This window comes from Corynebacterium sp. 22-2729, from assembly GCF_053479475.1.
Genome location: NZ_JBRBCA010000007.1, coordinates 82909 through 96241 on the forward strand (window position 1 = coordinate 82909; position 13333 = coordinate 96241).

Annotated in this window: 10 protein-coding genes; 5 read left to right on the forward strand and 5 right to left on the reverse strand. The window is 60.5% G+C overall.

Going from position 1 to position 13333, the window contains the following annotated elements:
• Positions 1-31: 31 nt before the first annotated feature.
• Positions 32-457, reverse strand: a complete 426-nt coding sequence (locus tag ACUY2T_RS06615) for a hypothetical protein (RefSeq protein WP_448308009.1) — start codon at positions 455-457, stop codon at positions 32-34.
• A gap of 216 nt (positions 458-673) precedes the next feature.
• Here ACUY2T_RS06615 and ACUY2T_RS06620 point away from each other — a divergent pair, with 216 nt between their 5' ends.
• The 3 genes from ACUY2T_RS06620 to ACUY2T_RS06630 are packed head-to-tail and all read left to right on the forward strand — an operon-like array spanning position 674 to position 4261.
• Positions 674-1474, forward strand: a complete 801-nt coding sequence (locus ACUY2T_RS06620) for a hypothetical protein (protein ID WP_448308010.1) — start codon at positions 674-676, stop codon at positions 1472-1474.
• Positions 1458-3233 carry a Y-family DNA polymerase gene (locus ACUY2T_RS06625; RefSeq protein WP_448308011.1) on the forward strand — a complete coding sequence of 592 codons (1776 nt, stop codon included), beginning with the start codon at positions 1458-1460 and terminating at the stop codon, positions 3231-3233. The genes ACUY2T_RS06620 and ACUY2T_RS06625 overlap by 17 nt, the downstream gene beginning before the upstream one ends.
• Before the next feature lie 38 nt (positions 3234-3271).
• Entirely contained in the window at positions 3272-4261 is a 990-nt protein-coding gene (locus ACUY2T_RS06630) for a sucrase ferredoxin (RefSeq protein WP_448308012.1), read from the forward strand.
• A gap of 61 nt (positions 4262-4322) precedes the next feature.
• Here the strand turns inward: ACUY2T_RS06630 and ACUY2T_RS06635 are convergent, their stop codons facing one another.
• Genes ACUY2T_RS06635 through ACUY2T_RS06645 form a run of 3 tightly spaced genes read right to left on the reverse strand, consistent with a single transcriptional unit; the run spans position 4323 to position 7005 of the window.
• Positions 4323-5003 carry a methionine ABC transporter permease gene (locus ACUY2T_RS06635; protein WP_293790714.1) on the reverse strand — a complete coding sequence of 227 codons (681 nt, stop codon included), beginning with the start codon at positions 5001-5003 and terminating at the stop codon, positions 4323-4325.
• Positions 5000-6106, reverse strand: coding sequence for a methionine ABC transporter ATP-binding protein (locus ACUY2T_RS06640; RefSeq protein ID WP_448308013.1), 1107 nt, complete (start codon positions 6104-6106; stop codon positions 5000-5002). The genes ACUY2T_RS06635 and ACUY2T_RS06640 overlap by 4 nt, the downstream gene beginning before the upstream one ends.
• A 38-nt stretch (positions 6107-6144) precedes the next feature.
• A complete protein-coding gene (locus ACUY2T_RS06645; protein WP_448308014.1) occupies positions 6145-7005 on the reverse strand; it encodes a MetQ/NlpA family ABC transporter substrate-binding protein in 861 nt (286 codons plus the stop codon).
• A 175-nt stretch (positions 7006-7180) separates the two neighbouring features.
• On the opposite strand from ACUY2T_RS06645, the gene ACUY2T_RS06650 reads away from it, so the two are divergent.
• Both ACUY2T_RS06650 and ACUY2T_RS06655 read left to right on the forward strand, forming a co-directional pair.
• Positions 7181-10579 (forward strand): error-prone DNA polymerase, encoded by a 3399-nt coding sequence (locus tag ACUY2T_RS06650; RefSeq protein ID WP_448308015.1) that lies wholly within the window; start codon positions 7181-7183, stop codon positions 10577-10579.
• A 94-nt stretch (positions 10580-10673) separates the two neighbouring features.
• Positions 10674-12065: an alpha/beta hydrolase family esterase gene (locus ACUY2T_RS06655; RefSeq protein WP_448308016.1), complete on the forward strand. Its 1392-nt coding sequence runs from the start codon at positions 10674-10676 to the stop codon at positions 12063-12065.
• 13 nt (positions 12066-12078) lie between these two features.
• Here ACUY2T_RS06655 and ACUY2T_RS06660 read toward each other — a convergent pair whose 3' ends face one another.
• The gene (locus ACUY2T_RS06660) at positions 12079-13281 is read right to left on the reverse strand and encodes a DUF4272 domain-containing protein (protein WP_293790719.1); all 1203 of its coding nucleotides are present in this window, start codon (positions 13279-13281) and stop codon (positions 12079-12081) included.
• Between the last annotated feature and the right edge of the window lie 52 nt (positions 13282-13333).

Sequence of the window (13333 nt, forward strand, 5' to 3'; positions counted from 1 at the left end):
CGCATGGTGGGGGCGGGCTGTTTCTTGTGTACTAGCGCTTCTTCTTGGCCGTACCGATTGGCTTGATGTGCGCCGTGCCGTCGATCTGTGGGTAAACGAACCAGGTGTATGCTCCTGCGATAACCCACGCGATAGCCATCAACGCCCACGAGCGAGTATTGAGTAGCGGTATCGCCATGAGGGCGATCCACAGTGGGAATAGTGGCGCAACCTGCGATGCGCTGGTGCGATAGCGCTCGCCGCGTTTTTCTACTTCTTCGCGCACCTGCCTGCGATATGGGTGGCTAAACGTTAGCAACAGCGCTGCACCGACGGTGGCTACCAAGACAATGACCTGAAAGCCAGGCGCTAGCGGAGCTGCCATGATGCCTACCGCTAGGCCGAAAAGTGCCGACCCAATGGCGCGCACGACGGTAGGTGGGGTAATGACGGGCTCGTTGCGGTTTTTGGAGCTCATGACTGCCCATTCTAGGTGACGCCACCTTCTCCGCCCCTTCCGGCCTGCGTCTTTAGTCGCGTGTTTGACGTCTCTTTAGGGGAGGGATATATTCGCAACCATCAAGATAGAACACGTGTTCTAATATGTGTTGTTGGTTGTGCAGCCATGTCCACGGGCACTGATAGAAGATGCCTAGAACATGTTGCGGTGGAACAGGGAAGGGAGGTGACGGGTATGGCTCAGGCCGAAACACAGGCGAGAAAGCAGACTACACGGCAGGTGGAGGCAACGACGATCGCCAGTTTGCGGCACAAGATGCGGCAGATCGAATCTGGAGGCGCTCTGACATCCGGTATTTCCAGCGCTTCGGTACTGGAGGTAGTGCCGACGGGGAACGAGGCGTCACAAAGAAAAGACAATGTGCGTGTTGCGCCGGTGCCGCAGTGGCTGGCCGAGCACCTACCGGGCGGTGGGGTGGCGCGCGGGCAGGCAACGCAGGTGTCGGACTGTCCCGCAGTATTGGTGGATATGCTCGCACATCTCACAGCGCAGGGGATGTGCGTGGCGGTGGTGGACTATCCGCGACTGGCGATTGCGGCAGTGGCTGCTGCTGGTGGGGATGTGGAAAGGCTAGTGCTCGTACCAGACTCCACACCACATACCGCAGCGGTGTTAGGGACGCTGGTAGAGGGGATGGATGCGGTGCTGTTCGCAGCCGGCGGGCAGAGCGGTGCTGTGAGTGCGACTTTTATGCGACCGGTGGAGGCACGGCTGCGGAAAAGCGAATGCGCCCTGCTGGTGTGTGGGCAGGCGTGGCCACAAGCGAGGATGCATGTGGATCTGCACGTATGTGGTGTGCAAGGGTTGCGCCGCGGTGGTGGGCGGATCCGCGCCGTGGCGATCGAGGGACGCGTGTGGGGGAAGGCCCAACCGCCACGTACAGTGCAGGCGACGATTGGTGCTGAGAATGTTGTGGATACAGGCGCAGCAGATGCAGCAGGTATAGAAGGCGTGACTTATGCCCACTCTGGGTAGAGCAGTGGGGAGAGCCTCGGGTAGCACAGCAGGGAGCGCAACACAGGCGCCCCGCAATGTACGAGTGGCTGTGCTGTGGTTTCCGGATTGGCCGGTGTATGTTCAGGCTCAATCACATGGGTGGGATGTGTTGGCGCCTGCTGCGGTGATTACGGACTACCGAGTTCTGGCTTGCAACGCGGCTGCGCGGAGCCACGGCGTCAAGATCGGTATGAAGCAGCGTCACGCGTTGGCGGCCTATCCACAGTTGAACGTGGCTGCGGATGATCCGAACCGGCAAGCGGCGGTACACGAGGATGTACTGAACGCACTGCAGGACGTTAGTGCGATGGTGGAGACCCTGCGACCAGGATTACTGGCCTTCCCTGTGGATGCACTATCCAGGTATTACGGTGACGAGGACACTGCGGTGGAAAAGTTGCTGGACGCTGCCGCACGGATTCACGCTGACTGTATGGCAGGGGTGGCCGACGACCTGGTGTCGGCGGTATGGGCAGCACGGCTGGGCAGGACTATCCCTCCGGGAGAGAGCACAGAGTTTATCGCCGAACTACCGATCGACGTGTTGGGAATTGAGCCGGAGCTGCGCGCCCCCGTACAGCTAAGCGCTACGTTGCAGCAGTTGGGGCTGCGTACGATGCGAGACTTTGCCGACCTTCCACGGGCAGACGTAGCAGCGCGTTTCGGGCAGGAGGCCGTGACCTGGCACCGCATTGCCAGTGGCCATGTGGATAGGGATGTCGCGCCCCGACGACGCCGCGAAGAATTAGAACTGCGCTACGAAGCAGAGGAGCCTATCGCCCGCACTGAAACCGCCGCTTTCATTGCCCGGCATGTGGCCACTGCGCTGCATAATAAACTCTTCGCAGCGGGGGAGGCCTGCCTGCGCCTGGCTGTGCGGGCCTACTTGGAACCCCCAGCTGGCTATGCTGGGCCGACCGTTATTGAGCGGCTCTGGCGGTGCCGTGAGCCCCTCTCGGAACAAGACACAGCCCAGCGAGTGCGCTGGCAACTAGACGGTTGGCTCACCCGCCTGCGAGCAGGTGCGGGAGCTAACGCGGATGCTGATGTTGGGGCTGATGCTGGGTTCGACTGGGCGGATAGCACTGCTGGTGTCACATGCATTGAGCTTGTGCCCGTGGAAACCGTCCCAGCAGGGAGCCTCGCCGCGCCACTATGGGGTGGGCCAGACGAAGGTATCCGGGCCGCGCGGGCTGCCGCCGGACGGGCGCAAGCGTTGATTGGTATGAACCGTGTGTTGCGTCCCATCCACCGCGGCGGTCGTGCAGTGGCGCAGCGCATCGTTACCGTTCCCTATGGAGAAGACGACCCAGAGGCCATTACCGCCCTGACTACTCGCCAGTGGGAAGGTCAGCTCCTGCACCCCCTGCCCGGCTTGATCGGGGCACCCGGATCACGTGACGCCCGCAACCCCAGCGCCGCACACCCCGCAGCACGACTGACGCTACTGGACCGCCACGAGAATCCAGTGCACGTTACAGGCCGGGGTTTGATGAGCGCACCACCGGAAACTCTGCGTTGGGGTGGCCGACGATTGCACATCACCGGCTGGGCTGGCCCCTGGCCCGTTGATGAACACTGGTGGGCAGAGGGGAAGCGCTATGCCCGACTGCAGATCTCTGCCCGGATGTCACCCCGTGAGGAGGAAACGCGCAATACCCGTCATGACGCGCCGGGCGAACAGGCATTTCTACTGGTGTGCAAAGGGAAACAATGGCGGATCGAAGCCACCTATTAGCAAAGCTATGCCCCCCGTAACTTGCTACTCTAGATAACATGCCAACAACTAGAAACGCCCAGGCCGGACAGCCCAAAACCAGCGCTGACACCTTAGGCGGAGTCTACGCGGACATGTGCTCCCAACGGACCGATGAGACTCTTCCTGGCACCGCTAAGCCGGGTCGCTTGGTCCTTGCCCTGGAGCATCTCACCGCCTGGGGGCACGATATCCTCGACGGCGATGCCTTGGGGAAGGAGCTCAGCACAAAAATTGAGAAATTCCTCGCAGAAAACAATGCTCAGCTGCAGTTCATCCGGCGTCCCGGCCGGGAAGGCCAGCAACGTGCCGCCAACCCCACCCGCCAGCTCTACATCAGCTGGGCCGAGGGCTATGGCGATGATCCCACGCCCATTCTCGAAAGTCTGCAGATATCCGGTCCGGAGGCACTGCTCGATCTTGACCTCAGCGCTCCCGGCGCAGCCGGCGGTCAGCGCATCGACGGTCCGCTGTTACTGGTGTGTACTCACGGTAAACGCGACAAATGCTGCGCAGTATTCGGCCGTCCTGTCGCCGACGAGCTCACCGCCGAATACGGAGAAATAGTCTGGGAATCCTCCCACACCAAGGGGCATCGCTTTGCTCCCTCCATGATTCTGCTGCCGACCAACTACTCCTATGGCCGACTCGGCACTGCCGGAGCTCGCAGCATGCTGGAACGCGCCAAGCAGGGCGAACTGTGGCTGGAAGGCTGCCGCGGCCGCGGGCTGTGGGATCCGGTTGGGCAGGTCGCGGAGCTTGCCGTCGCGGAGAAGATGTCTAAAGAAGGCCGCCCCGTCAAACTGGCAACGATGCACGTTCGTAAGCCGGAAGCAGCCGAGGCTGAAGCCACGGACGCTGGCACCGAGGTGCGCATTGTGCGCGTTACCGACGAAGCTGGTGCACATAAAGAAATCACGGTGCGCCTGACTTCGCGCTCGGGTGGTACATCCGTTCCCTCTTGCGACAAGAAGCCCAAACAGACCGTGACGTGGGACGCGGAGTTCTAAACCCATAGAAAAACCCCGGGGCAGTTCAGATTTGAACTAGCACCCGGGGTTTCGTTGCTAACTAGCGGCGCATGATCTTCTTCGACAGCCAGTTTCCGCCCAGCTGCGCGATCTGCACGATGACGATGATTACTGCAACGGTCGTCCACGTTACGGCGTCATTAAACGAGCGATAACCGTAGACAATCGCGAAGTCACCCAAGCCACCGGCGCCGATGTATCCCGCCATGGCGGACATATCGACAATGGCGATAAACATAAAGGTCAGGCCTAGGATCAGCGGCCCCAGCGCCTCAGGGATGATTACCGAGAAGATGATCTTCAGCGGCGAGGCACCCATCGCCTTGGCCGCCTCGATCACGCCCGGGTCGATGGCCACGAGGTTCTGCTCGAAGATGCGGGCGGCGCCGAAAGTCGCGGCGACGACCATACCGACGATCGCGGCCTCGGTGCCGATACGGCTCTGCACCACTAGGTCAGTTAGCGGACCGATCGCTGTCAGCAAGATGATGAACGGGATCGGGCGGATGAAGTTCACCAGGAAGTTCGTTACCCAGTAGACCGCACGGTTCTGCAGAATGCCGCCCTTGCGGGTGGTAAACAGTAGCAGGCCGATCATCAGGCCTAGAACCGAGGAGATCACAAGCGTGATCGAGACCATGTAGAGCGTGTCGAAAATGGCCTTTTGGAACGTGTTGCCGTAGCGATCCCAATCCATTTGCGCGAGGGTCATCGTGTTCATCGGATCTCCTCAATCTCGGTGGAGGACTGCATATGGCTGTGGAACTCCTCAATTGCCTGCTCGCCGGCGGCATCGTGCGCCGTCAAGCGCAAGGTAAGGCGACCGAAGCTGTGGTTTTGAAGGGTAGTGACGCCACCGTGGACGATGTTGACCGTCACTCCTGCAGCAGACAGCTTGGATACGGCGTCGAAGAAACCAATTCCCTCGGCCATAGTCACAGTGAAGAGGCGACCGTGCTCGGACTGTAGCGCCTCGGCCTCAACCATATCCGGAGTGTTGCGCAGGGAAGTGGCCACAAAGTTGGCCGCAGTCTGCGTCTGCGGGTTGGAGAAGACTTCGTAAACGCTGCCCTGTTCCACGATGCGGCCGTTCTCCATCACGATGACGGAGTCCGCGATGGCGCGCACAACTTCCATCTCGTGAGTGATCACGACGATGGTGATGCCGAGCTCACGGTTGACCTTGCGGAGGAGCTCCAACACGTCGCGCGTGGTGGAGGGGTCCAATGCACTGGTGGCTTCATCGGCCAGCAGCAAACTGGGGTTGGTAGCCAGCGCGCGGGCGATGCCGACGCGCTGCTTCTGACCGCCAGAGAGTTGCTCCGGGTAGGCCTTGCCCTTATCGGAAAGGCCGACGAACTCCAGCAGCTCCTTCACTCGTTCCTCGCGCTGCTGCTTAGGCATGCCCTGCAGGCGTAGTGGGTAGGCCACGTTGCCTGCCACGTTGCGGGAGGAGAAAAGGTTGAACTGCTGGAAGATCATGCCGATATCGCTGCGCAGCTTGCGCATTTGCGATTCCGGTAGGGGAACGATGTCCTGGCCATCCAGCAGGATCTGCCCGCTGGTGGGGCGATCCAGGCCGTTGATCTGACGGACGAGGGTGGACTTGCCTGCACCGGAGTAGCCGATAATGCCGACGATGGATCCCGCCGGGATATGAGTGTTGATGTCCTGCAGGGCTCGAATTTCTTTCTTGCCCTGCTTGAAAACCTTCGTCACATCGCGGAAGACGATGTCTGTGCCGGTGCTACTCGTGCCAGTGTTGCTCGTGCCGGTGGTGCCGGCACTGGGCTGGTCGACGCTAGGTTTCGCGTCTGAAGCCATAGGGAACCTCTTTTGAGAGTGGGGGTTAGGGAAGGGAGCTACTTCTTGATCTGCTTTTCGGTGTCCTTCAGGATCTTAGACAGCTCGTCTGGGCCCATCTTGACCTCGACGGAGGTGCCCTTGGACTGCTCGTTCAGGGCATCCTGAACGTCCTTGGAGTGCCAGACGTCGATGAGCTTCTTCAGATCCTCATCGTCCTTGTGCTCCTCGGTGGTGACGAAGGCGTTGATGAATGGCTTTGCAGCCTCTGCCTTCGGGTCATCCTGGACAATGGAGGACTTCGGGTCGATGTTGCCGCGCTCCAGGAAGGAGTTGTTGATGACGGCTGGGGTGCCGTCCTTGTAGGCGGTTACGGTCTGGGCGGCATCAACCGGGGTGACCTTGACCTTGGACTTGCTTTCATCAACATCGGCCGGAGTCGGGGAGAGAACCTTATCGTCCTTCAGCTTCACTAGACCGGCGGATGCCAGCACGTGGAGGGCACGACCCTGGTTGGTCGGGTCGTTCGGGATGGCGACCTCGCCGGCTTCCTCGATGTCCTTAACTTCGCTGTGATCCTGGTAGTACACGCCCAGCGGGATGATCTCGGTTGCGCCGATCGGCACCAGGTTGGAGTCGTTGTTGACATTGAAGTCAGCCAGGAACATCAGGTGCTGGAAGTTGTTGACGACGATTTCGCCGTCCTGCAGAGCACGGTTCGGCAGGCTGTAGTCGCCGAACGGAACTAGCTCGACATTCAGGCCTTCTTCCTTAGCCTTCTGTTCGAAGACCTGCCACTGCTTTTGGCCCTGGTCGGTGGTGCCGATCTTGATCGTGTCATCGTCACCGCCGCAGGCGGAAAGGCTGAAAGCCATAGCTACCGCAGCTACTCCGGCTGCAACCTTTTGGCGAAGGGACATGGGAATCCTCCTGGATTGTCATAGGCCCGGATCTTTTTGGAACGTCCGGGCTGAACTGTGCGATTAAGGTAGCAGTCTAAACCAAAATGAACAACTTAGTCTAGTTTTAGTTTGAGCTTTTTCGGAAGCGGCCACATATTACCCATTAATAGAATATGTGTTCTATAGTTGGCCTGTGTCTAATGAGTCGCGCAAGCCACAGTCCAGGAGTTTCTCCCTAGGGTCACCACTGAGTTGGAGACAGCTCGAAAGCGTGCTGTCCGGACAAGGGCCTGGACTGCGGAACCTGCGGGCAATAGGAATAGGGGAGGAGACGGGAGTAACTGGGGGCGAAGGGGCGTCAACAAGAAAAACCGGAATCGCCTTTGCCGAGCTTCATGCCTGCAACACCTACAACTTCCTGCGCGGCGCGAGCCAACCCGAGGAAATGGTTGCAGCGGCGCGCGAACTGGGGCTAAGTGCTCTTGCATGTGTAGATCGCGATGGCTTTTATGGGGCAGCGCGCTTCGCAACGGCGGTGGCTGAGAGCACAGGGAGCTCCGATGCTGGCGAAACGAACCTCGCGACGGTGTTCGGTGCTGAGCTGAGCCTCGACGTGCCGCTCACGGTGCTGTGCAAAGGACGCGAAGGGTATGTGCGGCTAAGTCGCCTTATTACTGACGCCCGTATGGCCGACCCCGACAAAGATTCCGTACGGTACCCCGACCTCTCCCAGCTAGCAGAGGGAGCGGGCGGCCACTGGCTCGTGCTTCTCGACTGGCGGTGGGCAGAAAGCACGACAAGCGCATACACGGCAGCGCGGTTAATAAAGCTTTTTGGCACGGCCAATGTTGTGGTCGAGTTGCAGCACACAATGAACCCGGCGGATGCCGATCGCAACGAACGCCTCCACGCCCTGGCGATGCACTACGGACTGCGTGAGATCGTTAGCAGTGCCCCTACATGCGCCACACCGAAGCACTCCCGGCTGGCCGGGGCGAAGGCGGCGCTGCGCGAACGCACAGACGTCGCTGCCGCAGAGCCGACCGTCCACCCGGTGGGCGGCTCGTGGCTGCGCTCGGGGGAGGAGATGCTGCAGCTCGCCGGCGATTGTGAGTGGCTAGCCCGTGCTGTCGAGACTTCCGTGCAGGTCGCCCGCGAATGCGCCTTCACCCTGGATCTCGTTGCACCGAACCTGCCGCATTTCCCCGTACCGGAGGGGTACACGGAAATGTCCTGGTTGCGCGCTATTACCGCCCGTGGCGGAGCTGAGCGCTATGGACGGCGTGGTTCTTCTGCAGCAGCCAACCAGGCGTGGGCCACCATTGACCGCGAGCTGGAAACGATCGAACGCTTAGGCTTTCCCGGTTACTTCCTCATCGTCCACGACATTGTCTCCTTCTGTCACGAGAACAACATCTTTTGCCAGGGACGCGGGTCTGCGGCGAACTCTGCAGTGTGCTTTGCTCTGGGGATCACGACGGTGGACGCGGTGGCGTCGGGGCTGCTATTTGAACGCTTCCTCTCCCCGGAACGCGACGGGCCGCCCGACATTGACCTCGACATCGAGTCGGGAAGACGCGAGGAGGTGATCCAATACGTGTACTCCCGCTATGGACGTGAGAATGCCGCGCAAGTGGCAAACGTGATTACCTATCGCCGCCGTGGCGCGATCCGCGATGCTGGCCGGGCTCTCGGCTACGCGCCGGGTCAGATCGACGCATGGAATCGTCACCCAGAACAAACCCCTGAGATTGTTTATGACCTCGCCGAACAGATGCGGGATCATCCCCGACACCTAGGAATCCACTCCGGGGGAATGGTGATCTGTGATCGTCCTATCGCACAGGTCGTACCTACAGAATGGGCGCGGATGGAGGGGCGCTCCGTGGTGCAGTGGGATAAGGACGACTGCGCCGCCGTGGGGTTGGTGAAGTTCGACCTGCTGGGGCTGGGCATGCTGGAAGCGCTTCACCATGCGGTGGATCAGGTGCGTGCGCACCGCGGACGGAACGTCGAGCTTTGGCGACTGGACCCTACCGAATCGGAGGTCTATGCAATGCTTGCCCGTGCCGATGCAGTGGGAGTGTTTCAGGTGGAATCCCGCGCACAGATGTCCACTCTGCCGCGTCTGAAGCCACGTACGTTCTATGACCTCGTAGTGGAAGTAGCGCTGATCCGCCCCGGCCCCATTCAAGGCGGCTCCGTGCACCCGTATATTCGCCGCCGCAATGGCCTGGAGCCCGTCACTTTTGACCATCCATGCCTGGAGCCCGCGCTGACAAAAACTCTGGGCATTCCGCTATTTCAAGAGCAGCTGATGCAGATGGCCGTGGATGCGGCGGGGTTCACCGGCGCCGAGGCTGATTCCTTGCGTCGGGCGATGGGATCGAAACGTTCTCCGCAGAAGATGGAGCGATTGAAAAAGCGCTTCTACCAGGGTTTAAAGAATAAAAACGGCATTATGGGCGCTGTAGCGGATCGGCTCTGGGACAAGATCGTGGCCTTTGCCAGCTATGGCTTTCCCGAGTCGCACTCGCAGTCCTTCGCCTCCCTTGTTTACTACTCCGCATGGTTCAAATATCACTACCCGGCGGAGTTCTGTGTGGCGCTGCTGCGGGCACAGCCGATGGGTTTCTATTCGCCACAATCCCTGTTGGCGGATGCTCGCCGCCATGGAGTGCAAGTTCTTCCCGTGGACGTGAACGCTTCTGCCGTGCAGGCCGATGCCGTCGTTCCCTTAGCGACGTCCCCACGTTCCAACCGACCAACGGGAGTTCATGGGCTAGGGCGCGGCACCGCTGAGCCGGTGGGGCAGATACGCCTGGGACTTAGTGGTGCCGGAGGAGTAAAGGGTATCTCCGCCGAAGTAGCGGGGCGCATTGTGGAAGCACGTGAAAGGCTCGGACGTTTCACCAGTGTGGAGGACCTATCGCGAGAGGCTGGCCTGACCACGGCTCAAGTGGAGAAGTTGGCTCGCGCTGGAGCGCTGGGGAGTCTCGGACTGACCCGCCGCCAGGCGGTATGGGCTGCCGGGGTGGCTGCGACCGAACGCCCCGGAATGCTTCCGGGCACGTCCGGGGTACATGCGCCAGCTTTGCCGGGGATGAGTGCTTTTGAGATGGCGGCGTCAGAACTAGAAGCAACGGGCGTAACAACTGATGAGCATCCGGTGCAGTTACTCCGCTCGTATCTGAACCAGTGGCATCGACGCCCAAACGGTGCAAGTGGTGCAAGCAATGCATGTGGTGCAGCAGTGGTGACCGCCGACAGTCTGTTGCACGTTCCCAATGGCACCCGCGTGCGCGTCGCTGGCGTGGTGACACATCGGCAGCGTCCCATGACCGCAGGTGGAGTGGTGTTCTTTGGGCTAGAAGACGAGACAGGGCTGGCGAATATTGTGGTCTCGCCAGGACTGTGGACGCGGCAGCGGGCAGTGGCATTGAATGCGAAGATCCTGGTCGTGCGAGGGATCGTACACAACGCAGAAGGAGCTGCTGCGGTGACGGCAGATCTATTGGAACAGGTGGAAACTCAGTTACGCCCGGCAGGCGAGATCGCAGGTGCGCATGCGGGGGCGCGAGACTTCCGCTAAGCGGTAGCAGCCTTAGCGCACTGAACGGCTTAGTGATCTTGAACACGGGGTGCGGTGATTGACACAAGCGCAAGGGCAAAGAACAATCGTCCACGTGAACCGCCAACCTTTCGACTCCAGTAACCGCGACGCGCACCGTCGCGAGCGCGGAAACTCTGCTCGAAAGAAGCATCACCATCTGGCCGAGTTTTCGCAGGCGAGAAGCTACGGCGCACACGCTGCGGAAAATTCTTGGCGGGGGAACAGACGGCGTCATAACCAGAACAATGAGGAAGTACCTGCTGGAAGGCACCGCAGGGAAGACGCCGCAGCGCATAGGCGGCCAACAGAACAGCAATTCCGCCGCCGCCGAATCGCGGCGACAACGTTTGCAGCATTCCTCCTGGTTTGTGCCGCTGGCGTGGGCGTGACAGTGCAGAAACTGACTCACGCTACCCATGAGGATCCACAGGCCCATAACACTGTGAAAGAACCCGCGGACTATGCCCCTACAGAGGCTGTGGCGATCCCGCCTACCAGCCAGAATGTGCAGGTCACGCCTGCGGTTGCGCGTATCCCGAAGAAGTTCCGCCCTATCCACGATGTCATGAAGCCAGGGCAGAATAAGACTCTGCTGGTCAATTCCAGCAACCGTGACCGCCGGTACATCATCAACGTACCTAAGGGTGCAAAGCCGTACTCCAAGAAGGAAAAGTCCGCCAAACCCGGCAAGCCCATCCCTTTGATCTTTGCGTTTCATGGCTACCGTGAGCAGGCAGACCAGATGGCGCGCTACACGGGCCTGGCGGGCAAAGATGCGATCGTGGCATACCCACAGGGAGTGGGTAGTGCATGGGAGGGCGCCCCGTACGCGCGCGTGAAAAAGGGAGAGGATGTGCGCTTTGTTCGTGACATCCTGGACGAAATCTCGTCTACCTACGAGATCGACGCCAACCGTATCTATGCCACTGGCATGTCCAACGGCGGCGGTTTCGTGGGCAAATTGGCCTGCGAAATGCCAGATGAATTCGCAGCATTCGCGGCAGTGTCTGCCGCGTACTACTCGGGAACGTGGAAAGCCTGCGCAGAGAAGGGCTCAGATCCGAAGCACCCAGAAACAGTGCGTTTCAAGCGGGGAGCGACAAGCCCTTTTCTGGATATCCATGGACGCAAGGATCAGACGATCCACTACAGCGGTGGCCCGCGCTATGGCGACGAGTACTTGGGCGCATTTGAGTTTGCACAGCAGTATGCAAGTCGCTCTCGCTGCGTGGGTGCGCCGATCTCCACCCGCGTGACAGATGCTGTGCAACGCGTGCAGTGGCCGCATTGCGGACCAAACATGGAAGTCACTCACCTAGCCATCGGCGATGCTGGCCACACGTGGATGGGTGAGCGCACGGGCGAGGCAGGCGCGGCGGCCAGTGACCCTGAGAGTGAGAGAAAGTCGAATGCCGTGACGGCGACTGGGGAAGTCGCCGCGTTCTTTAAGGCGCACAGCCGATAAGGCCGCGCGCGTTTTAGGTAGAAAGATCCACGTCGTCGTATGCGATTGCGGGGTCGGTGAGCCAGGCGATCGCGCGGTGGCGTTCTACCAGCGTGGAGTGATCCTGGGGCTGCAGAACGCTAGGGCCGGTTGACATAGAGCCGGTAGGCGCCTGGGTCTGTTGCTCCACGGATACCCAGCGCAGGGAATAAACATACTCTGAGGCATCGCAGAGCTCGGAGAGGCTGCGCAGGTTGAGCTCGCTCGCGTCGCGTCCCTCACGATCGACGGCACGGAGGGCGCCCCGGAGGGCGGGAAGATCAACGGGGTTGAAGCCGAAAACATCAATGTCAAGGAGGCCTACTGACCAGGCAAGGAACTCTGCGGCGGTGTACGCCCAGGCCAGCTGGTAGGCATCTTCCTGCAGATCCTGACTGTATGCAAGGTTTCCGTCCGCACCAGCCTGCGCAGTCTCTGCGCGGTCAAGGAAGGCTTGCTCCACGGGGGTGAGATGTTCGAAGGAACGGCGGGAGCCAGCGCGGAGGGAGGCGAAGTCCACGGGCTCTCCATTGAGCACGTTTGCTGCGACCGTCGCCACTACGGCCAGGGTGACGGCTCGGTTGAAAACCTCCTCGGCCGGGCGGATCAGCAGCTCGCCTTCGGATCGCACTGGCGGCAACGTCGGCGCCACCTGGAAACCCTGCTGCCAAAGGCCACTGCGTACGCGCCGCATACGCTCCGCAGAGTCCGGGTGACGGGGCACAGAGTTTTCCTGCGCCCCAGTAGAAGAAGAGCTGCCGACCAGGGCTGGATCCAGCAAATCTGCCCCGCCGGCGTTGCGCACAGTGCCATCAGAAAGGAAGAAGACTGCATTCGCCTCACGAGCCCAGTCGGCGAAGTCTCCCAGATGGGAAAAATCAAAGTCGTCTTTACGCTCGAAGACGTAGTGGCGGCGCACATTATGGATGTGCTGCATCACAGCGTGAATATAGGAATTAAAGCTGCCAAAGCGCTGCTGACCTTGCTCGGCCGCGTATCCCTCGAAGCCCTCTAGATGTTCCAGCAGCTCACGGGTCTGCTGGTCATCATCCTCACTAGCGCCGTTGGCGGTGGTCTTCAAAAATGGTCGCTCGGTTTCCTCGAAGCACAGAGCGCGGGAGGCGATAGCGGGCTCGCCCGGCCCGTTGAAAGGCACGTCCGCTCGGACGGTGGAATAGGCGTTCACGTAGATGCTCATGTCTCCACAGCATAGAGTCTCTGCGACAGATGTGCCGTGAACTTTCACCAGC